This window comes from Saccharopolyspora kobensis, assembly GCF_900108315.1.
GTDB classification, from domain to species: domain Bacteria; phylum Actinomycetota; class Actinomycetes; order Mycobacteriales; family Pseudonocardiaceae; genus Saccharopolyspora; species Saccharopolyspora kobensis.
The window spans coordinates 684,971-706,203 of the sequence record NZ_FNVB01000005.1 but is presented as its reverse complement, the minus strand read 5'-3'; the positions used below and the strand labels follow the sequence as shown (position 1 = coordinate 706,203).

Here is a 21,233-nt window from a genome sequence, read left to right as displayed (position 1 = left end):
CCCCGTGCCGAATTCGGCGGCGCGGGGGGTTTCCTGCTTCTAGAGTGGGCCGGGTGCACGAACCTATTCCCGCGACGGGGCGGCAGTTCGAGATCGCTTCCGGACCGGCGCGCGCGGTGATCACCGAGGTCGGTGCGGCGTTGCGGGCCTTCGAGGTCGGCGGTGTGCCGCACGTCGAGACCTACGACGCGGACCAGCTGCCGCCCGGCGGTGCCGGTGCGGTGCTCGTGCCGTGGCCGAACCGCGTCGCGGACGGGCAGTGGGTGCTCGACGGGGAGCCGCAGCAGCTCCCGCTGACCGAACCCGCGAGGCGCAACGCGATCCACGGCCTGCTGCGGCACACCGCGTGGAGCGTCGTGGAGCACGCCGAGTCCACAGTGGTTCTGCAGGCGATGGTGGCCGCGCAGCCGGGCTGGCCGGTGCCGCTGCTGACGTCGGTCGGCTACTCGGTCGGCCCCGACGGGCTCACCGTGACGCACACCATGGAGAACCTCGGCTCGCGCCCGACGCCGTTCGGGCTCGGCGTGCACCCGTACCCGCGCGCGGGCGCCGCCGGAACCGACGACTGCTCGCTCCGGCTGTCGGCGTCGACGCTGCTGCCGGTGGACGCCGACCGGATGGTCCCGGTGCGGCCGCCTCGCGCGCTGCAGGGCGACGAGCTCGACTTCCGCAGCGGACGACCGCTGGCCGGGCTGCTGCTGGACACCGCGTTCGGCGGGGCCGCCCCGGCGCCGGGCGACGAGCTCGTCCGGCACGCCGTCACCGGGCCGGACGGCCACGGCGTCCAGCTGTGGGCGGACCCGGTGTTCAAGTGGGTGCAGGTCTACACGCCGGAGGACTTCCCGGGCCGGGGCCGGGCGATCGCGATCGAGCCGATGACCTGCCCGCCGAACGCCCTCAACACCGGAACCGACCTGCTCACCCTCCAACCGGGCGAGACCTGGATCGCCCACTGGGGCCTGACGCCGTTCTGAGCCGGGCCGCGATCACGTTGTGCCTGCACAGGTCCCGTGAGTGTTTTGGGGTGCTATGACGCCCCAAAACACTCACGGACCACCTCCGCAACGTGAGCCGGACCACCTCCGCAACGTGAGCCGGCCCCCCTCAGCCCGGCCCCGCCCGCTCCCTACTTCAGGCCGCGGGCGATGAGCATGCGCTGGATCTGGTTGGTGCCCTCGAAGATCTGGAGGACCTTGGCCTCGCGCATGTAGCGCTCCGCCGGGAAGTCGCGGGTGTAGCCCGCGCCGCCGAGGACCTGGACCGCGTCGGTGGTCACCTTCATCGCCGCGTCCGTCGCCACCAGCTTCGCCACCGACGCCTGCTGGCCGAAGGGCAGGCCCGCGTCGCGGCGACGGGCCCCGTCGAGGTAGCTCGCGCGCGCCGACTGCACCGCCGCCGCCATGTCGGCGAGCAGGAACTCCATGCCCTGGAACTCGATGATCGGCCGCCCGAACTGGTTGCGCTGCTTGGCGTAGTCCACCGCCAGGTCCAGCGCCGCCTGGGCCAGCCCGACCGCGCAGGCGGCGATGCCCAGCCGCCCGGAGTCCAGGGCGCTGAGCGCGATCTTCAGGCCGTCGCCCTCCTCGCCGACGAGCCGGTCCGCGGCGATCCGCGCGTCCTCGAAGTACAGCGGCGTGGTGGGCGAGCCGGTCAGGCCCATCTTGTGCTCCGGCGGGCCCGCGGACAGGCCAGAGGTCGAGCCGTCTACCAGGAAGCAGCTGATGCCGCGCGGGCCGTCGTCGGAGGTCCGGGCCATGAGCGTGTAGAAGTCCGCGGCGCCACCGTGCGTGATCCACGCCTTGGCCCCGTTGATCGAGTACTCGTCGCCCTGCCGCGCGGCCCGCGTGCTCAGCGACGCCGCGTCCGAGCCCGCGTGCGGTTCGGACAGCGCGTACGCGCCGAGCAGATCGCCGCCGAGCATGTCCGGCAGCCAGCGCGAGCGCTGCTCGGGCGTGCCGAAGTGGGCCAGCGGGAAGCAGCTCATGGTGTGCACCGACAGGCCGACGCCGACGGTCATCCACGCGCTGCTCAGCTCCTCCAGGACCTGGAGGTAGACCTCGTACGGCTGGGCCCCGCCGCCGTGCTCCTCGGCGTAGGGGAGGCCGAGGAACCCGGACTCGCCGAGCAGCCGGAAGACGTCGCGCGGGAACTTCTCCGCGGCCTCGTCACCGGCAGCCCGTCCCGCGAGCTCATCGCGGGCGATCTCCCTGGTCAGCGCGAGCAGGTCGGTGGATTCGGGGGTGGGGAGCAGGCGTTGGACGGACATGGCGGATCGCGCTCCTGATGCCGACGTCGGTACTGGTGCCAGTACTGTAGGGCGTACTTCAGTACTGTGGAAGTCCGAGAACCTGTTGGTGATTGGGCTGCCGGGGTGTCACTCGGCGGGAACTGCGAGGTTTTCAGGTCAGCGGGTGCCCCTCGTGATGTATGACCGAGTGCACGGCGGGGGGCCGCCCTCGCCGGAAAGCTCTCAGAGCCCGCAGGTGGTCGCTTTGCGTGCGTGCTCCAACGGGCTGCCGTCGCCGCTTGTGAGGCGCGGACGGCTTCGCCGACGGGTTCTCAGCGAACGAGAACCCTCATCGACACCCGAGAGTGCTGTGGCAGGCTTCCAGCGATGACCACCTCCCCGAGCCGCCGGCCGGCCAACGCGCGCCGGGCCGAGTTGCTGGACCAGTTGCGCGACCTGTTCCTGGCCGAAGGATTCGCGCACTTCACGCTGGACGACCTGGTGGCGCGGCTGCACTGCTCGAAGTCGACGCTGTACACGCTGGCCGGCAGCAAGGAGCAGCTCGCGGTCCGCGTGGTCGCGCACTACTTCAAGTGCGCCACGCAGCGCGTCGAGCGGCAGGTGGAGGCGGTCCAGGACGTGCGGGAGAAGGTCCGGGTCTACCTGGACGCCGCGGCGGAGGCGCTGCGCCCGGCGTCCCGGGAGTTCATCGCCGACATGGCCGCCAACCTCTCCACCCGCGCCACCTACGAGGCCAACGCGCACGCCGCCGCCGACCGCATCCGCGGCTTCATCGGCGAGGGCGTGCGGCAGGGCGTGTTCCGGGAGGTGCACGCCGGGTTCGTCGGCGAGCTGGTCGGCCACGCCATCGCGGGCATCCAGCGCGGCGAGATCGGCGAGCGGACCGGTCTCTCGGACGCGGCCGCGTTCGCCGAGCTCTCGCAGTTCCTGCTCGGCGGGCTGGCCGCCGCGCCGCAGAACAACGAGGAGGAGAAGTGATCGTCATCGGCGGTGAGGCCCTGGTCGACCTCGTCCCGGACCCGGCCACGGGCGAGGGCGAGCTCGGGCCGCTGCACCCGCTGCTGGGCGGCGGGCCGTACAACGTGGCGATCGCGCTGGGCAGGCTCGGCGTCCCGGCGGCGTTCTACGCCCGGGTGTCCACCGACCAGTTCGGCGACAAGCTGGTCGAGCGGCTGCGGGCCTCCAACGTGGACACCGGGCTGGTGCAGCGCGGGCCGGAGCCGACGACGCTGGCCGTGGTCGGGCTCGGCGAGGACGGTTCGGCGCGCTACAGCTTCCACACCGAGGGCACCGCGACCCGGTTCGTCACCGACCAGGAGCTGCCCGAGCGCACCACCGCGCTCTGCCTGGGCACGCTCGGCATGGTGCTGGAGCCCGGCGCCTCGGTGTACGAGAAGGTGCTGTTCCGGGAGGCCGAGCGCGGCCGGTTCATCGCGCTGGACCCGAACATCCGCGCCGATCTGATCGCCGATCCCGACGCCTACCGCGCCCGGTTCCGCTCCTGGCTGCCGTCGGTCGGGCTGCTGAAGGTCTCCGACGACGACGCCGGATGGCTCGCCGACGGCGGAGACGTGCTCGACGCGGCTCGCGACTGGCAGCGCGAGGGCCCGGCGGCGGTGGTGCTGACGCGCGGGGCGGACGGGCTCACCGCGGTGACCGCCGCCGGCGAGATCACCGTGCCGGGGGAGCGGGTCGAGGTGGCCGACACCATCGGCGCCGGCGACACCGTGCAGGCCGCGCTGCTGGCGTGGCTGCACCGCAACGGCGCCCTCTCGGCGAATGCCGTGCGACGGCTCGATCGCGAACAGTGGGAACGAGCTCTGCGATTTGCCGCTGCGGCGGCCGCCGTCACCGTCTCCCGCGCGGGTGCCGAGCCGCCGTGGGCCGGAGAGCTGACGGCCGATTGAACTGGGCGGACGTGCCCGAGGACACCCTGTGAGCTCAGCCGCCCACCATCCGGTCGGCCCAGCGCGCGTTGGGCCGTCCGGATGGTCCGGTTGGTCACTATGACCGTCCCGTCCGGCTCCGGAGCGTCGAAAAATCTCCGGTGAAAGCCGCCCGATGTGATGTGATCGTGGTCCCACCTGCCAAAAAGCCGAAACACGATTGCTGCGCGGGGGGCCCACTGCGGTCTAGCGTGACTACTGACAGGACCCCAACGGGGTGGTGCTGCGGCGGTTCGGACACCCCGGGCCGCGCGCGGGCGACAACACGCAGCCCTGCCGTTCGGCCGGGCACCCGCGGTCGTCAACGCACGCACCCCGACGAGCGCGAGAGGTTCCCGAATGCCCGACGACGTGACCGCCAAACGTACCGTCGCGCTGCGCTATGACGCCGGCGAGCACGAGATGCAGGTGACGCAGCCGACCGAGGGTGCGCCTGGCGTGGACCTCGGCAAGTTGTTGGCCCAGACCGGTTTGGTGACGTTGGATCCGGGCTTCGTCAACACGGCCGCCTGCCTTTCCGACATCACCTACATCGACGGGGACGCCGGTATCCTCCGCTACCGCGGCTACCCGATCGAGGAACTGGCCGCCAAGTCGAACTTCATCGAGGTCAGCTACCTGCTGATCTACGGCGAGCTGCCCACCCAGCAGCAGTACGACGACTTCGCCGACCGGATCCAGCGGCACACCCTGCTGCACGAAGACCTCAAGCAGTTCTTCGACGGCTTCCCGCGCGACGCGCACCCGATGCCGGTGCTGTCCTCCGCGGTGTCCGCGCTGTCCACCTTCTACCAGGACAGCCTCAACCCGTTCGACAAGGACCAGGTGGAGCTGTCCACCGTCCGGCTGCTGGCCAAGCTGCCCACCATCGCGGCCTACGCCTACAAGAAGTCGGTCGGTCAGCCCTTCCTCTACCCGGACAACTCGCTGGGCCTGGTGGAGAACTTCCTCCGGATGACCTTCGGCTTCCCGGCCGAGCCCTACGAGGTCGACCCGACGCTGGCCCGCGCCCTGGACCTGCTGTTCATCCTGCACGCCGACCACGAGCAGAACTGCTCCACCTCGACCGTCCGGATGGTCGGCTCGGCGGAGACCAACCTGTTCGCCAGCATCTCGGCGGGCATCAACGCCCTGTTCGGCCCGCTGCACGGCGGTGCGAACAGCGCGGTGCTGGAGATGCTCGAGGGCATCCAGGCCAACGGTGGCGACGTCGACTCGTTCGTCAACCGGGTCAAGAACAAGGAGCCCGGCGTCCGGCTGATGGGCTTCGGCCACCGGGTCTACAAGAACTACGACCCGCGCGCGGCGATCATCAAGAAGACCGCCGACGAGGTGCTCAGCAAGCTGGGTGCGAACGACCCGCTGCTGGACATCGCGATGAAGCTCGAGGAGAAGGCGCTCGCCGACGACTACTTCATCGAGCGCAAGCTCTACCCGAACGTCGACTTCTACACCGGCCTGATCTACAAGGCCATGGGCTTCCCGACGAAGTACTTCACCGTCCTGTTCGCGCTCGGCCGGCTGCCCGGCTGGATCGCGCACTGGCGGGAGATGCTGGAGGACCCGGCCCGCAAGATCAGCCGCCCGCGGCAGGTCTACACCGGCTCGCCGGAGCGCTCCTACAAGTCGATCAACGAGCGCTGAATCGAAACCTGAATCCAGTCGGCTGCCACGGCACCCGGCAAACGAACGGCCCCGGACACCGCAGCGGTGCCCGGGGCCGACCCGTCTCCAGCCCTCCAGAACCTCCAGAACCTCCAGCCCTCCAGAACCTCCAGAACCTCCAGAACCTCCGGACCCTCCGGGCCCTCCGGACCCTCCAGACTCTCCGGAGTGTCCGAGTGTCCGAGTGTCCGGATGTCCGGATGTCCGGATGTCCGGATGTCCGGATGTGCAATTTCAATTGAAATTGCACGTCCAATTTCAATTGAAGTTGCGGTCCGTCGGTGTGTCGGTGTCCGACACGCCGACGGTGGGTCGGATTCTGCGCGATTTCAATGGAAATTGGACCTCTGATTTCCATTGAAATTGCGGACCGCCCGGGTGGCGGAGCCGGTCAGGTGGTGCGGAGGGCTTCGCGGAGCTTGACGCGGGAGCCCGTGCGGAGGATCGCGTTGGAGTAGATGCGGCCGCCGAGGTGGAGGAGCAGGGCGAAGGCCGCGATGCTCAGGGCCAGCGCCACCGCGATCTCCCAGGGCGCCGCCACGCCGAGCGCGATGCGCATCGGCATCAGCGTCGGGGAGAAGCCCGGCACCAGCGACAGGACCGCCGCCAGCGTGCTGTCCGGCGAACCCGGCAGCACCGAGACGCCGATGATGAACGGCACCACCAGCAGCATGATCACCGGGCTGATCACGTTCTGCAGCTCCTCCTGGCGGGACACCAGCGAGGACGCCGCGGCGAGGATCGTCGCGTAGGTGAAGAAGCCCAGCACGAACCACGCCAGCGCCCAGAGCAGCGTGCTCGTCAGCGCCGCCGACGGCAGCGTGAGCACTCCGCCGACGCCCGCCGCGATCAGCGCCGCACCGGCGATGACCACCATCTGGAGCAGGTTCGTCAGGCCGATGCCGACCACCTTCCCGGCCAGCAGCTGGGTCGGCTTGATCGTGGACAGCAGCAGCTCGACGACGCGGCTGGACTTCTCCTCCACCACGCCCTGCGCGATCATCTGCCCGCCCATGATGAGGAACATGTAGAGCACGATCCCGGAGGCGATGGCCAGCGCGATCCGCTCCCCGCGGTGCGGGTCGTCGGTCTCCAGGCTGGTCACCGCGACCTGGGCGTTGTCCGCCGCCGCGCGGACCGCGAAGGGGTCCACGCCGGAGCGCGCGAGCTCGACGTTCATCGCCTGCTGCTGCACGATCGCGTTCAGCGCGGCCTCGACGGAGCTGTCCGGCGCCCGCTTGACGACCAGGCGCGGTTCCGCCGGTGTCCCGGTGATCAGCGCGTCCAGGTCGCCGTCGAGCACCTGCTGCTCGCCCGCCGGCACCGGCACGGTGCTGATCAGGAAGGTCTGGCCGTAGGCCTCGCCCGCCGTCCGCAGCGGCTCGCCGACCGCGGCGGCCTCGGGCGCGACACCGATCTTCGTGGTGCTGGCCTGGTTGCCGATGAAGGCCATCAGCGCGGCGTAACCGCCCATGATCGCGATGATGGCGAGGGTGCCGATGATGAAGCCGCGGGTGCGCACCCGGGTGCGGATCTCGCGGCGGGCGACCAACCAGACGGGGCTCATTCGGTGGCCTCCTCGGTGACGACGTTGCGGAACAGCTCGGTGAGGCTCGGCCGGTGCCGGGAGAACTCCCGCACGGGCCCGGTGGTCAGCGCGGCCTTCAGCACCGCCTGGTCGTCGGCGTCCTCGTCGAGCTGGAGGGTGGTGCGGCTGCCGTCGACCGACACGACCTGCGCGCCGGGCACGTCGGCGGCCCAGCCGGGCGCGGCGTCGGGCGCGTCGACGACGAGCGTCACCGGCCCTTGGTCGCGCAGCTCGGTCACCGAACCGGAGGCCACCATCCGTCCACTGCGGACGATGCCGACGCGGTCGCACAACCGCTGCACCAGGTCGAGCTGGTGGCTGGAGAACACCACCGGCACGCCGGAATCGCACTTCTCCCGCAGCACCGCGCTCATCACGTCGACCGCGACCGGGTCCAGCCCGGAGAACGGCTCGTCGAGGATGAGCACCTCCGGGTCGTGCACCAGCGCGGCGGCCAGCTGCACCCGCTGCTGGTTGCCGAGGCTGAGCTTCTGCACCTCTTCGTCGCGTCGTTCGGTGAGCCCCAGCCGCTCGGTCCAGCGCGCCGCGGCCGCCTGCGCGTCGGCGGCCGACATGCCGTGCAGTTCGCCGAGGTAGGCGAGCTGCTCCGCGACCTTCATCTTCGGGTACAGGCCGCGCTCCTCCGGCATGTAGCCGATGCGGCGGCGGGTGGTGAGGTCCAGCGGTGAGCCGTTCCAGCGCACCTCGCCGGAGTCGGCGGCCAGCACGCCCAGCGCGATCCGCATCGTGGTCGTCTTCCCGGCGCCGTTGCTGCCGACGAAGCCGAACATCTCACCGGCGCGGACGCTGAAGGTCATCTCCTGCAGCGCCGTGACACGTCCGTAGCGTTTGGAGATCCGGTCGATCTCCAGCACGCGATCAGTCACCGATCGCCCCCCTTCTGCTGTTGATATCCGGGCGCGCCCCCGTGGTGCTCAGTTCAGCACACCTTCCAGAGCGCGGCCGACGAGTTCGGTGACAACGGGCTGTGCGATGTCTCGCTCGGCCGGGTTCAGGCCGACCCGGCTGCGCCGGTCGAGGACGTCGTCGGCGTCGAGCGCGCCCTCGTGCCGCACCGCCCACAGCACTTCGGCGGCGGTGAGCGAGACGCCCTCCGCGACGGGTTCGGCGAGATCCGGGTCGAAGTCGGCCAGCGCGGCGATGCGCGCGGCTTCGGTGCCGTACTTCGCGATCAGGCGCGCCGGGGCTTCGACGTCGGTCAGGTGGCGGCGGGGCGCCGCGCCGACCAGCGCGACGGCGGCGGTCTTGGACGGCCCGGCGGAGAGGCCACCGGCGAGCACCGCCGCGTCGACGGCTTCGGCGGCCATCTTCCGGTAGGTGGTGAGCTTCCCGCCGACCACCGTCACCACGCCTTCCGGCGAGGTCAGCACGGCGTGCTTGCGGGACAGGTCGGACGATTCCTTGCGCCGCGCCTGCTCCAGCAGCGGACGCAGCCCGGCGAAGGAGCCGAGCACGTGCTCGCGGCCCAGCGGCTGCCCGAGGACGTCGCGGATGCCCGCCAGCAGGAAGTCCACATCGGACTCCGGAACCTCCGGCACCGACGGGATGGGGCCGGGGACCGGCTCGTCGGTCAGCCCGAGCAGCGCGCGGCCGTCGGCCTGCGGCAGCAGCAGGAGGAACCGGCCGGAGGCGCCCGGGATCGGCGCGACCAGGGCGGTTCCGGCGATTCCCGCGGCGTCGGCGTCGATCACCAGGTGCGAACCGCGCGACGGCCGCAGCTTGATGTCCGGCGACAGCTCTCCGGCCCAGACCCCGGCCGCGTTGACCACCGAACGCGCCCGGATGCGCAGCGTCTCGCCGGTGCGCTGGTCCACGACGTCGGCGCCGTTGCTGTCCAGCTTCTGCGCCCGCACGTGCGTGAGCACCCGCGCGCCGAAGCCCGCGGCGGTGCGGGCCAGCGCGACGACGAGCCGCGCGTCATCGATCAGCTGGCCGTCGTAGCCGAGCAGTCCGCCGCGCAGCCCGGCGGCGCGCAGGCCCGGGACCAGGGCGAGCGCTTCGGCGCTGGGGATGCGGCGCGGTGGCGGGAGCACGTCCGACGGCGTGCGCGCGGCGCGGCGCAGCGCGTCGCCCGCGTGCAGGCCCGCGGCGAGCACCAGCTCGGAACGGCGGGAAACGCTGCTGTGCAAGGGGATCAGCTGCGGCATCGTGCGGACCAGGTGCGGCGCGGTGCGGGTCATCAGCACGTTGCGCTCGACGGCGCTCTCGTGCGCCAGGGCCACGTCGCCGTGCGCCAGGTAGCGGAGCCCGCCGTGCACGAGCTTGCTCGACCAGCGGGAGGTTCCCCAGGCGAGGTCCTCGGCCTCGACCATCGCGACGGACAGACCGCGTGCGGCCGCGTCGAGGGCGGCGCCGGCACCGGTGACGCCGCCGCCGACCACCAGCAGGTCGATCTCGGCCTCGGCCACTTCGGCCAGCTCGGTGGCGCGGCGCGCGGCGTTCAGCGAGGTCGCGCGCAGCGAACCGGCGGGCAACGGCGTGGTGATCATCGCAACTCCGGAGGTGTCGGCGAGGTCAGGGGCGGAGGGCTCCGTCGAGGAGCTTGGTGAGCTCCGCGGCGAGGTCGTCGGGATCGATGTCGCTGGTCGCGGGACCGGCGGTGACGACGAACGACTGCACGAGCAGCAGCAGCGAGCGGGCCTGGACCGCCGGGTCGCCGGGGCGGATGGAACCGTCCGCGTGGCCCTCGACGAGGTATTCGCGCAGGAATCCCTCGGCGGCCAGCTGCGTGCTGCCCAGCCGTTGCACCAGGTAGGGGAGCAGCAGCTCGGCGTCGGCTTCCACGACGCGCTGGAGCAGCGGCGCGGTCTGCAGCAGCCGCACGCCGTGCACGGTGGCGCTGACCAGTCGCTGCCGGACGTTGCCGGTCCGCTCCGCCGCGCGCGCCAGGTCCAGGATCTCGCCGAACTCCACGGTCATCAGCGCGGTGACCACGCTGTCGACGTCGGGGAACCGGCGGTACAGGGTCATCCGGCTGACCCCGGCCCGGCGGGCGATCTCGGTCAGCGTCGTGCGCCGCACGCCGTTGGCGAGCACGCACTCGCGGGCCGCGTGCAGCAGCTCGGCCTCGCCGACCCGGTTCGGGGCGGACCGCGCGCTGTGCCGCGGCAAGCTGCTGTGACATTGCGACGTCATGTGTAACACTGTACTGGTGAGCGGGCTGATCGAACACACCCTGCGCGGCACCTGGACCCCTTCGGGGGGCTCCGCCGCGCCGTTGTCCCCCCGAGCTCTGCGCTGGCTGCGGCAGCGCATCGGGCTCGCCGAGACCACCACGCCGGCCGTTCCCGCGTCGCTGCTGGAGGTCCCGGACAGCGCGCTGCCGGAGACGGCTCGCGAGGAGCTGGCGGCGCTGCTCGGCGAGCAGCACGTGCTGACCGATGCCACCGCGCGGCTGGGCCGGGCGGGCGGCATGTCCTACAGCGACCTGATGCGCCGCCGCAGCGCCGAAGAGCTCGCGGTGCCCGACGCCGTGCTGCTCCCGGGCGATCCCGAGCTCGTGCAGGCCGCGCTGGAGGTCTGCGTGCGGCACGACATCGCGGTGGTCCCGTTCGGCGGCGGCACGTCGGTCGTCGGCGGCGTCGACGCCCTGCGCGGGTCCAAGGCGGCTGTGGTGTCGCTGGACCTCGCCCGGCTGGACCGGCTGGTCTCGCTCGACCCGAGCTCGCGGATCGCCGTGCTGCAGGCCGGGATGCGCGCTGTGGAGGCCGAATCGCTGCTGGCCGCGCAGGGCTTCACCCTCGGGCACTTCCCGCAGTCCTTCGAGCGGGCCACCATCGGAGGCTTCGCCGCCACCCGCTCCGCCGGGCAGGCGTCCTCCGGCTACGGCCGCTTCGAGGACATGGTCACCGGTGTCCGGCTGGCCACTCCGGCCGGGGAGTGGCGGCTCGGCGTCGCCCCGGCATCGGCGGCGGGGCCCGACCTGCGCCAGCTGGCGGTCGGCAGCGAGGGCGCGCTCGGCGTGATCACCGAGGTGGCGGTGCGGGTCCGGCCGGTGCCGGTGCACAGCCGCTACGAGGCCTTCGTGGTCGACGGCTGGCAGGGCGGGGTCGACGCGGTGCGGGCGCTCGCGCAGAACCGGGTGCTCGCCGACGTGACGCGGCTGTCCGATGTGGACGAGACCGAGGTGCAGTTCGAGCTGGCCGGGGCGATGAAGGTCAAGGCCCTGCAGTTCCTGCTGCGCAGCAAGGGAATCCGGCAGCCCTGCATGCTGGTGCTGGGCTGGGACGCGGGCTCGCGGGCGGAGCTCGCCCGGCGCCGCGAGGCGACCCTGGGAGTGCTGCGCGGCACGCGAGCGGTGCGGCTGGGCCGCGCTGTCGGCGAGACCTGGCGCTCGCACCGGTTCTCCGGCCCCCGTCAGCGCGATGCCCTGCTCGACCGCGGTGTGTGCGTGGAGACGCTGGAGACCGCGACGCACTGGAGCGGGATCAGCGAGCTGCGCTCGGCGGTGCGCAACGCCCTCGTGCGCAGCCTGCGGTCCGGCGGCGAGAAGCCGATCGTGATGTGCCACATCTCGCACGCCTACGAAACCGGCGCGTCGCTGTACTTCACGGTGCTCGCACCGCGCAGTGCGCAGGACCCGCTCGGTCAGTGGCAGCAGGCCAAGCAGGCGGCGTCGGACGCCATCGCCGGGCGGGGCACCATCAGCCACCACCACGCCGTCGGCGCCGACCACCTGCCGTGGCTGGTCGAGGAGATCGGCGACATCGGCGAATCGGTGCTGGCCGCGGCGAAGCAGGCCGTGGACCCGACCGGGATCCTCAACCCGGGCAAGCTCATCCGGCCAGCGCGCTGATCGAGTGGTAGCGGAAACCGAGCCTGCGGTACACCTTGAGCGCGGGCTCGTTGTCCGCGTCGGCCATCAGCGCCACGGCGCCCTCGCGGGCGAGCTCCCTGGTCAGGAACGTGCAGACCGCCGTGGAGAGCCCGGCGCCGCGGTGGTCGGGGTGGGTGGCGACGCCGGAGAGGTAGCGCACGCCCGGCGCCGGCCAGCAGTCGCCGCCCACCGACAGCACCGTCCCGTCGGCCCCGCGGATGCCCGCCCAGCGACGGGCCCCGGGGTCGCCGGGGAACAGGTACGACCGCGGATTCGCCTTGCGCAGCAGGCTTTCCACCGCTTGCTCGTCATCGCGGGTGAGCCACTCGACGTTCGGCGCCGGTGCGGTCGGCGGCGCGGTGGCCAGCTGCATCCAGCCGAACGTCGCCAGCACCTCCAGGCCGAGCCGGTCGGCGACCCGGTGCGCCAGCGCGGTGCGGGCGAGCGGGCGCAGCTTCTCGCCGCGCAGCCCCGGCAGCACCTCCGCGAGCAGTTCGGCGCAGTCCTCGGCCGATCCGCTGAACACGACCCGGTTGTTCTGGTTGAGCGCCGGTGCGTGCACCACGACCGCGCTGCGGTGCCGCCAAGCGGCCCCGCCGGGGTGCGGGTAGTCCGCGACCAGCGCCTGCGCGGCCCAGCGGACCAGCAGGTCATCGGTGACCTCGCCGACTTCGGCGGCGGAACGGAGCTCTCGCATGTCCCGATCGTCCCGCGCCGCCCGCAACGCCGGAAGTGAATTTCCCGTGACTTCAGCGACTCCTGGTGGAGAGGACGAGCGCGATGGCCGCGAAGGCGGCCGCGATCGGCCCGAGGAGCTGCGGGCCCGCCCAGGCGATGCCCGCCGCGCCGACGATGCCGGACAGCGCGATCGCCAGGTAGAGGATCGCGGCGTTGAGCGACACCAGGACCGGCGCCGACTCCGGTGCCAGGGTGATCAGGCGGTGCTGCTGCGGAGTCGTGATGGCGAAGGCGGCGATGCCGTAGATCGCGATCTCCGCCATCGCCCAGCCGAAGCCGCCCGTGGTCAGCGGCAGCACGAGCAGCGCGGCGACCAGCCAGACCAGCGCGAACGCCACCACCCGGCTGCTGCCGAACCGGTCGGCCAGCATCCCGGCGACGTAGTTGCCGACGGTGCCGATGACCCCCAGCAGGAACATCAGCACCGCCAGCCGGACGCCGCTGCCGCCGGTCGCCGGGCCGAACACCGCGCCGATGTAGGTGTAGGGCAGGTAGACGGCGGTGAACGCGATGAGCGTGGTGGCCAGCACCACCAGCACCCGCCGGTCGGACAGCGGGGCCAGCCGCTCGCGCAGGCCTTCCGCGGCCGGGGCCGCGACGTCGGCGGGCACCAGCCGCACCAGCCCGAGCAGGCCCAGCACCGCCACCCCGGCGACGAACCACATCGTGACCCGCCACCCGAACAACGCCCCCAACGCGGTGCCCAGCGGTGCGCCCATCGCGGTGGCAGCGGTGAAACCCGTTGTCACGGCGGCGATCGCGCGCCCGCGCCGGTCCGCTGGCACCAGCGCGGAGGCGGTGACGGCAGCGGTCGGCACGAACAGGCCCGCGCCCGCGGCGGCGACGATCTGCGCGGCGATCACCAGCGGGAACGACGGGGCGAGCGCGGTGGCGATGTTGCCGACGAGGTACACGCCCGTCGCCAGTAGGAGGACCCGGCGCCGCGGCCAGCTCGCGGTCGCCGTGGCCAGCACCGGTGCGAGCAGGGCGCAGGTGAGGGCGAACGCGGTGACCACCTGCCCGGCGGTGCCGATCGACACGCGCAGGGTGCTGCTGAGCTGCGGGAGCAGCCCGGCGAGGACGAATTCGCAGGTGCCCACGGCGAAGGTGCCGAACCCGAGCACCGGCACCGCCCACCGGCGCGGGGCGGTTTCCACTGCCGACGTCATGAGCGCGCTCCGATCCGCTGCGCCAGTTCCGACGCTGCCAGGCCGATGACGATGAACACCGCCGCCACCAGCGGCAGCGAGGTGGGGGACAGCTCCAGGGCGGCGGCGCCGATCAGCCCGGCCAGCGAGGAGCCCAGGTAGCCGCCGGACGCGTTGAGGGAGATGACCAGCGAGGTCGCCGAGGGTGCGGCCTCGATCAGCCGGTGCTGCTGCGGCACCGTCACGCTCCACGCGGTCAGCCCGAAGACCAGCACGGCCGGTACGGCGCTGACCAGCGTCTCCGCGGTGATGGGCAGCAGCAGGCAGTTGATGAGGGCGATCACCATGGCGACGGCGATCACCCGCCGCGCGCCGAACCTGTCGGTCCAACCGCCGCTGATCAGGTTGCCCGCCGTGCCCGCGGCACCGGACAGGAACAGCAGCATCGCGAGCAGTGCGCTGTTGTTCCCGGTGGCGGGTTCGACGATCACGCTGATGTAGGTGTTCACGGTGAAGATGCCGATGAAGAACGCGACCGTGGTCAGCAGGACCACCGTGATCTTCCCGTCGCGCAGCGGTGCGAGGCGTTCGCGCAGGCCTGCCGCGGGCGGGGCCGCGATGGTCGGGAGCAGTGCGGCCACCCCGATCGCGGCGGCGGCGCCGAGCGCGGCCACGAACCACATCGTGCCGCGCCAGCTCGTGACCGAACCGAGCAGCGTGCCCAGCGGGACGCCGAGCGCCGTCGAGACGGTCAGGCCCAGGACGACCAGTGAAATCGCCCGCGCCCGCTGGCCTTCCGGGGCGAGCGAGGCGGCGGCCGCACCGGCGATCGGGGTGAACATCGACGCGCCGGCGGCGGCGAGCACGCGCGTCGCGAGCACGGTGGCGTAGCTCGGTGCGAGCGCGGTGGCGATGTTGCCGAGCACGAAGACGGCGAGCGCGGTGAGCAGGACCGCGCGCCGCGGCCAGGCGCCGGTGAGCGTCGCGAGGACCGGTGAGAGCACGGCGTAGGCGATGGCGAAGACGGTCACCAGCTGCCCGGCCTGGGCGATCCCGACGTCCAGGTCGGCGGCGATCTCGGGCAGCACCCCGGCGACGACGAAGGCGTCGGTGCCCACCGCGAAGGTGCCCAGCGCCAGCACCGCCACCCGGAGCGGGACGCGGGTGGCGGGTTCAGCGGTCGTGGTCAACGCGACTCCCCAAAACGGTACCGATCGTTTCCATGTCGGTGGACGGTACCGATCGTTTCCGTTTTCGCGCAAGGTGGGATACCGTGTCGGCATGGCCACACGAGCCCGGGAACGCCTCGTCGAGGCCGCGGAGCAGCTCTTCTACACCGAGGGCATCAGGGCGGTCGGCGTGGAGCGGCTGGTCGCCGTCTCCGGGGTCGGCCGAGCCTCGTTCTACCGGCACTTCAGCAGCAAGGACGACCTGGTGGTGACCATGCTGCGCGGCTACGACGAGCGCTTCCGGAGCTGGCTGGCGGAGGCGGTCGAAGCGCGCGGCGGCGGGCCGCTGGCGGTCTTCGACGCGCTCGCCGACCGGTTCGAGGCCGCCGACTTCCGCGGTTGCGCCTCGATCAACACGATGGTCGAGATGGCCGATGTGGACAGTGCGGCGCACCGGGTCGCGGCCGAGCACAAGGAGAAGGTCATCGACTACCTGGACGAACTGCTGGCGGCGGCCGGGCAGGCCCGCCACCGCGAACTCGCGGAGCAGTTCATGCTGCTGGTCGACGGCGCCAACGTGACGGCCCTCCGCGAGCGAACCGCGGAACCGGCCCGCCGGGCCAGGAGCATCGCCGAATCCCTGATGGACAGCTGACCGGACATGGCGAAGGCGGGGAACCGCGTTCTCCCCGCCTGCTTCAAGGTATAGCGCACGCGGGGGCTTGCGGCAAGACCCCGGTGGTGCCGCAGAATCCTCGCTCGAATCCTTCGACCAGCGGAAATCGGAGTCGGCGAGCGCATTCGCCGACCGGTGCCCGCCGGCCGGACCCACCCTCGTCGGACGGGCGTTGTGATGATGGACGTGATCGTGGTCGGTGCCGGGCCGACCGGTTTGATGCTGGCCGCCGAACTGCGGCTGCACGGTGCGCGCGTGGTCGTGCTGGAACGGGACGCGGAGCCGACCGAGGTCGTCCGAGCCGGCGGCCTGCACGTGCGCAGCATCGAGCTGATGGACCAGCGCGGGCTGCTGGATCGCTTCCTCGCGCTGGGCACGCGGCACGAGACGGGCGGCTTCTTCGCGGGCATCGACAAGCCGTGGCCCGAGCGGATGGACACCGCGCACGGCTACGTCCTCGGCATCCCGCAGCCCGTCGTCGATCGCCTGCTGGCCGAGCGCGCCGTCGAGCTCGGTGCCGAGATCCGGCGCGGCTGCGAGCTGACCGGGCTGAGCCAGGACGAGGACGGCGTCACCGCCGAACTGGCCGACGGCACGCAGCTGCGCTCGCGCTACCTCGTCGGCTGCGACGGCGGGCGCAGCGCGGTGCGCAAGATGCTCGGCATCGGCTTCCCCGGCGAGCCCAGCAGGGTGGAGACGCTGCTGGGCGAGGTCGAGGTGGCCGTGCCGCGCGAGGAGCTGATGGCCAAGGTCGCGGCGGTCCGCGAGACCCAGAAGCGGTTCGGCGTGGTGCCGCTCGCCGACGGCGCGTACCGGGTGATCGCGCCCGCCGCGGGCCTGGCCGAGGACCGCGCGATCCCACCCACCTTCGACGAGCTCAAGGCGCAGCTGGTGGCGATCGCGGGCACCGACTTCGGGGTGCACTCCCCGCGCTGGCTCTCCCGCTTCGGCGACGCGACGCGGCAGGCCGAGCGCTACCGGGCCGGTCGGGCGTTCCTGGCGGGCGATGCCGCGCACATCCACCCGCCCACCGGCGGGCAGGGGCTCAACCTCGGCGTGCAGGACGCGGCCAACCTGGGCTGGAAGCTGGCCGCCGAGATCAACGGCTGGGCGCCCGCCGGGCTGCTGGACAGCTACCAGGCCGAACGGCACCCGGTGGCCGCCGACGTGCTGACCAACACCCGCGCGCAGATGGCGCTGATGTCCCTGGAACCGGGCCCGCAGGCCGTGCGCAGCCTGCTTTCGGAGCTGATGGACTTCGAGGAGGTGAACCGCTACCTGATCGAGAAGATCACCGCGATCGGCGTGCGCTACGACTTCGGCGAGGGCCACGAACTCCTAGGTCGCCGGCTGCGCGACGTGGGCCTGAAGCGCGGGCGCCTGTACGAGCTGATGCACGGCGGCCGCGGGCTCCTGCTCGACCAGACCGGGCAGCTCTCGGCGGGCGGCTGGGCGGATCGCGTCGACCACGTCGTGGACGTCAGCGAGGAACTGGACGTTCCCGCGGTGCTGCTGCGCCCGGACGGCTACGTGGCGTGGGCCGGTGCGGACCAGTCGGGCCTGGAAGACCGGCTGCGCAGGTGGTTCGGCGAGCCCACCGGCTGATCACGAGGACTTCTTGCGGCGGAGGAAGCCGGAGCCGAAGCGGAGTCGCTCCAGGGCGTCGTTGAACTCCAGGTACGCGGCCTGGACGGCGCGGACGGACTTCTCCGGCTTCGCGCGCGGCGCCGAGCGGTCGGGTTCCGGGAAGACCGAGCCCTTCATCCACTTCTCGTGCCACAGCGCCCGGATCGCGGCCTCCCACCGCGACTCCACGTCCTTGATGACCTTGTCGCGTTCCTCGGCGGCCGCGTCCTTGCGCTGCTGGCCCGCGGCGACCTCGTCGCTGAGCTCGGCCACCTGCGCTCGCTCGCGCTTGCGCAGCTGCTGCGCGGCGGTGGTCGCCAGCGCGGTCAGCTCCTTGTACCGGATCGACGCCGGAACCCGCTCAGTCACCGGCTTCCTCCAACACCTCGGTCTCCTCGGTGGCCCGCTGCCGCGGCACCTCCGGCTCGCCGAGGTCGAACGGCAGGATCACCTCGGGCCGGGAGTGCACGGAGCGGTCGAAGAACAGGCCGCGCCGCGCGCGCGGCGACCAGGTGACGATCTGCCCGGCCGCGAAGGTGGCCAGCTCCTGGCCGTGCACGTCGAAGGCGACCCACGCGCCGATGTCGTCCACCGGGCCCATGCCGAGGGTGTTCTTCACCCGCTGCACGCTGCGCCACCAGCCGATCACGTGGACCCGCGACTCCGGGCCCTGCTTGAGGATCTTCCGCAGCTGGTCGACGCCGCTGACGCGGGTGGTCGGGTCCTTGCGCTCCAAGGTCGTCTGCGCCGCGTCGGCGGCGTAGAGCACCACGCAGTGCGGCACGTCCGCCCCGGACCGGCCGTCGATCGAGCCCGCGATCTCGGTCAGCGTCGCCTCGATGCGGTCCAGGCCGACCAGGTCCACCTCGTGACCGCTCGCGCGCAGCTGCTCGACGATGTGCTGCGCGTCGTCGTCGACGTCGTCGAGCAGGCTGGCCACGGTGAACTTGATCCCGCGCGGAACGTGCTGGCGCGCCAAGGAGAGCGTCGCCGCGCCCAGCACGCTCACCGCGTCCACCCGGACCGAGCCGATCACCGCGATGTTGCGGCCCGGTGATCGGGTCAGGCGCACCGCGGCGGCGGTTCCGTCCACGTCGATGATCTGCCCGAGCAGCGCCTTCGGCGTGGGCACCGGCGCGGAGAGTCGCCGGTAGTCGTCCAAAGTGGACAGCACGGGCAGGTTCGAGCCGTCGAACAGCCGCGGTGGCGCGGCGGATCCGTCCAGCTGCTTCCACAGCTCCAGCTGCAGCGAGTCGAAGGTGTTTCGCGCGGTGGCGTCCGGGATGCGGGCGATCTCGTTGCCGTGCTTGACGCCGGACTCGTGGTTGACCACCGCGTGCCAGCGCGGCAGCTCCATCGCGGCCGTGTTCTGCTCGCCCAGCACCCGGCGCGCCTTGGGCAGCGCGATCCGCAGGATGAACTGCTCGAAGATCGCCGGCTTGCCCCAGAACGCCTCGATGCCGGACACGTCCTGGCTGGCCAGCACGAGGTGGATGCCCTGCGAGCGGCCGCGCCGCGCCACGTCCTCCAGCAGCGCGGTGGCCTGCGCGGTGACGTTGTCGCGGTCGGCGAACAGGTACTGGAACTCGTCGATCACCGCGACGATCCGCGGCCACCGGCCGCCGGGGTCCTCGGTGCGCAGCTCTTCGAGCTTGGTGACCTCGTGCTCCTTGGCCGCCGCCGCGCGCCGCCGCATCTCGTCGGCCAGGAACCGCAGCAGCGCCAGCCCGAACTCGCGGTCGGTGTTGACGTTCACCCCGACCAGCTGCGCGTGCGGCAGCCAGCTCGGATCCCGCTTGCCCGGGGTGAACTGGGCGAAGGACACGCCCTCCTTGAAGTCCAGCAGGTACAGCTCCAGCTCGTCGGGCGAGTACCGGGCGGCGAGCCCGCCGAGCATGCCGAACAGGAAGTTGGTCTTGCCCGAACCGCTCGGCCCGCCGATCAGCGTGTGCGGGCTGCTGTCGCCGAGCGTGATCCACACCGGCTCGCCCTCGTTGAACCCGACCGGCGCCTGCAACCCGGTCTTCGAGCTGTGCGCCCAGTACTGCTCGGGCACCAGGTCCTCGAAGGTCCGCACCCGCGCGCGGCGGGCCAGGAACGCCTCGCCGATCGTCGTGCAGGCCTTGGTGACCTCGTTGCGCGAGGGCGATTCGTCCAGCGTCACCACGGCTTCCGGGCCGGTGGTGCTGGTGCGGGCGCGGTCCTCGCCGATCAGGCGGACCGATTCGATCGCGCTGCTCACCGACAGGGACATGTCCACGACGATCAGCTGGATGCCGCAGGCGGGCCCGCTGCGGGCGATCCGCTGCAACTGCTGCTGCTGCTCCTCGCGCAGCGGCTCGCCGTTGCCGAACAGCACGCCGATGCGCCAGGGCTCGGAGCGGTGGCCCTTCTCATCGGCCAGCGCCCGCAGCGAGGTGTGCCCGCCGAGCAGCGCGCTGGTGTGGATCCGCCGGATGTGGTCGGACAGCGCGTCCAGCATCTCGTCCAGCCGCGTCGGGTCGTGCGCGGTGAGCAGCCCGGCGCGGGTCAGCGGGTACAGGCCGGGCAGCGTGCCGGTCAGCTGCGAGACGTCCCAGACGTGGAGGCGCACCGCGCCCGGCTGGAAGTGGCTGAGCAGCCGCAGCAGCAGGTCCTGCACCAGCGCTTCGGCGGATTCCGGGTTGCCGTCGGAGGTGATCCGCAGGTGCGCTTCGTCGAGCAGCGGGACGGCGGCGGGGAAGGGCTGCGGGTCCGGTGAATCCGGCACGACCGCGGTGCCGATGCGCCACAGCTCGGGCGGCGGAGCGGAGGGCTCCCGCGTGCCGACCTGGCCGAGCCACTCCTGCCAGGGCAGTCCGGCCGAGCCGGGCGCCGCCTCGGCCACCAGCTGCGCCAGCCGGCCGGGCCCCTCGGCGGTCCACTCCGCGTAGACCTCGGCGCGATCGGCCAGCGCTTCCCGCATGGCGGCCTGGAACGCGGCGTCACCGGGATCGCCGATCTCCTGCGGGTCGCGCTCCGCCGCCGCGATGCCGGTCTGCGCGATGCGCAGCGCGAACTCCTGCTGCGCGCATTCGGCGAGGACCCTGGCGTACTCGTTCTCGGCGGCCCCGAGCGCGGTGGCGATGCTGGAGCGCAGGCGCTGGAACGCGTCTTTGACGCGGTCCCGCCGATCGTTGCGTTTACCCACACCCCACCTCGGAAGCAGAGTTACTGACCGTGATCAAAGTACCACCCGGCAGATGGTCGGGCAGAACCCATCTCTCGCATTCTGCGGAGCCGGAAATCCGTTTTCAGGACCGTTTTGCGCAGTTGACGTCCCGGCCGCCACCGCGCGGCGAAGGCCTGCCGGGCGACGGCCTACAACCGGGTGGCGAAGTCGCGCAGCGTTTCCAGGATGTTCTCGATCATCTCCTGGGCGCGGGCCACCTGGTCGTCCGCGCGGTGCAGGCTCGGCGGCACCACGGTCTCCGGGTGCTCGGGATCGAGCTTGATCAGCGATCGCTCCGCATCGCCCAACGACTTCCGGGTGGTTCCCAGCAGGGCGCCGACATCGGTCAGGTGCTGCTCTGCGACGCCCAGCTGCTGCGCGAGCTCTTCGAGCGCGGACATC

18 protein-coding genes are annotated in these 21,233 nt (G+C 72.1%); 7 read left to right on the top strand and 11 right to left on the bottom strand.

The features are described from left to right. The first annotated feature begins 53 nt into the window (after positions 1–53). Positions 54–974 carry an aldose 1-epimerase family protein gene (locus tag C4T78_RS20205; protein WP_093350200.1) on the top strand — a complete coding sequence of 307 codons (921 nt, stop codon included), beginning with the start codon at positions 54–56 and terminating at the stop codon, positions 972–974. A gap of 152 nt (positions 975–1,126) precedes the next feature. Here C4T78_RS20205 and C4T78_RS20200 read toward each other — a convergent pair whose 3' ends face one another. Then, positions 1,127–2,266 (bottom strand): acyl-CoA dehydrogenase family protein, encoded by a 1,140-nt coding sequence (locus C4T78_RS20200; RefSeq protein WP_093349945.1) that lies wholly within the window; start codon positions 2,264–2,266, stop codon positions 1,127–1,129. Between the two features lie 348 nt (positions 2,267–2,614). On the opposite strand from C4T78_RS20200, the gene C4T78_RS20195 reads away from it, so the two are divergent. The 3 genes from C4T78_RS20195 to C4T78_RS20185 all read left to right on the top strand — a co-directional run bounded on the left by C4T78_RS20195 (position 2,615) and on the right by C4T78_RS20185 (position 5,838). Then, positions 2,615–3,226, top strand: coding sequence for a TetR/AcrR family transcriptional regulator (locus C4T78_RS20195; protein ID WP_093349943.1), 612 nt, complete (start codon positions 2,615–2,617; stop codon positions 3,224–3,226). Further along, the gene (locus tag C4T78_RS20190; RefSeq protein ID WP_093349942.1) at positions 3,223–4,155 is read left to right on the top strand and encodes a carbohydrate kinase family protein; all 933 of its coding nucleotides are present in this window, start codon (positions 3,223–3,225) and stop codon (positions 4,153–4,155) included. Before C4T78_RS20195 ends, C4T78_RS20190 begins: the two co-directional genes overlap by 4 nt. A gap of 378 nt (positions 4,156–4,533) precedes the next feature. Beyond that, positions 4,534–5,838, top strand: a complete 1,305-nt coding sequence (locus C4T78_RS20185) for a citrate synthase (RefSeq protein WP_093155956.1) — start codon at positions 4,534–4,536, stop codon at positions 5,836–5,838. 412 nt (positions 5,839–6,250) lie between these two features. On the opposite strand, the gene C4T78_RS20180 is transcribed toward C4T78_RS20185, so the two are convergent. The 4 genes from C4T78_RS20180 to C4T78_RS20165 are packed head-to-tail and all read right to left on the bottom strand — an operon-like array spanning position 6,251 to position 10,603. After that, positions 6,251–7,426 (bottom strand): ABC transporter permease, encoded by a 1,176-nt coding sequence (locus C4T78_RS20180; RefSeq protein WP_093349940.1) that lies wholly within the window; start codon positions 7,424–7,426, stop codon positions 6,251–6,253. Further along, complete coding sequence (locus C4T78_RS20175; RefSeq protein WP_235863341.1) at positions 7,423–8,334, bottom strand: ABC transporter ATP-binding protein; 912 nt, start codon at positions 8,332–8,334, stop codon at positions 7,423–7,425. The genes C4T78_RS20180 and C4T78_RS20175 overlap by 4 nt, the downstream gene beginning before the upstream one ends. A gap of 48 nt (positions 8,335–8,382) precedes the next feature. After that, positions 8,383–9,957, bottom strand: coding sequence for a glycerol-3-phosphate dehydrogenase/oxidase (locus C4T78_RS20170; protein WP_093349937.1), 1,575 nt, complete (start codon positions 9,955–9,957; stop codon positions 8,383–8,385). Positions 9,958–9,982: 25 nt separating this feature from the next. Continuing rightward, positions 9,983–10,603, bottom strand: a complete 621-nt coding sequence (locus C4T78_RS20165; protein ID WP_093349936.1) for a TetR/AcrR family transcriptional regulator — start codon at positions 10,601–10,603, stop codon at positions 9,983–9,985. Positions 10,604–10,619: 16 nt separating this feature from the next. Between C4T78_RS20165 and C4T78_RS20160 the strand changes: the two genes are divergently transcribed. Continuing rightward, positions 10,620–12,263 carry an FAD-binding oxidoreductase gene (locus tag C4T78_RS20160; RefSeq protein WP_093349934.1) on the top strand — a complete coding sequence of 548 codons (1,644 nt, stop codon included), beginning with the start codon at positions 10,620–10,622 and terminating at the stop codon, positions 12,261–12,263. On the opposite strand, the gene C4T78_RS20155 is transcribed toward C4T78_RS20160, so the two are convergent. The 3 genes from C4T78_RS20155 to C4T78_RS20145 are packed head-to-tail and all read right to left on the bottom strand — an operon-like array spanning position 12,244 to position 15,360. After that, the gene (locus C4T78_RS20155) at positions 12,244–12,981 is read right to left on the bottom strand and encodes a GNAT family N-acetyltransferase (protein ID WP_103908138.1); all 738 of its coding nucleotides are present in this window, start codon (positions 12,979–12,981) and stop codon (positions 12,244–12,246) included. The genes C4T78_RS20160 and C4T78_RS20155 overlap by 20 nt on opposite strands. Before the next feature lie 52 nt (positions 12,982–13,033). Then, the gene (locus tag C4T78_RS20150) at positions 13,034–14,191 is read right to left on the bottom strand and encodes an MFS transporter (protein WP_093349931.1); all 1,158 of its coding nucleotides are present in this window, start codon (positions 14,189–14,191) and stop codon (positions 13,034–13,036) included. Further along, entirely contained in the window at positions 14,188–15,360 is a 1,173-nt protein-coding gene (locus tag C4T78_RS20145) for an MFS transporter (protein ID WP_218161534.1), read from the bottom strand. The genes C4T78_RS20150 and C4T78_RS20145 overlap by 4 nt, the downstream gene beginning before the upstream one ends. Positions 15,361–15,451: 91 nt before the next feature. On the opposite strand from C4T78_RS20145, the gene C4T78_RS20140 reads away from it, so the two are divergent. Both C4T78_RS20140 and rox read left to right on the top strand, forming a co-directional pair. Further along, positions 15,452–15,994: a TetR/AcrR family transcriptional regulator gene (locus C4T78_RS20140; protein ID WP_093349928.1), complete on the top strand. Its 543-nt coding sequence runs from the start codon at positions 15,452–15,454 to the stop codon at positions 15,992–15,994. A 198-nt stretch (positions 15,995–16,192) separates the two neighbouring features. Next, the gene (gene rox / locus C4T78_RS20135; RefSeq protein WP_093350197.1) at positions 16,193–17,620 is read left to right on the top strand and encodes a rifampin monooxygenase; all 1,428 of its coding nucleotides are present in this window, start codon (positions 16,193–16,195) and stop codon (positions 17,618–17,620) included. Here the strand turns inward: rox and C4T78_RS20130 are convergent, their stop codons facing one another. From C4T78_RS20130 to C4T78_RS20120, 3 genes are all read right to left on the bottom strand, one after another. Continuing rightward, positions 17,621–18,010 carry a hypothetical protein gene (locus tag C4T78_RS20130; protein WP_093349927.1) on the bottom strand — a complete coding sequence of 130 codons (390 nt, stop codon included), beginning with the start codon at positions 18,008–18,010 and terminating at the stop codon, positions 17,621–17,623. It abuts the gene before it with no gap. Next, the gene (locus tag C4T78_RS20125) at positions 18,003–20,810 is read right to left on the bottom strand and encodes an FtsK/SpoIIIE domain-containing protein (protein WP_093349925.1); all 2,808 of its coding nucleotides are present in this window, start codon (positions 20,808–20,810) and stop codon (positions 18,003–18,005) included. The genes C4T78_RS20130 and C4T78_RS20125 overlap by 8 nt, the downstream gene beginning before the upstream one ends. A gap of 170 nt (positions 20,811–20,980) precedes the next feature. After that, entirely contained in the window at positions 20,981–21,232 is a 252-nt protein-coding gene (locus C4T78_RS20120; RefSeq protein WP_093349924.1) for a hypothetical protein, read from the bottom strand. Position 21,233: the final 1 nt, after the last annotated feature.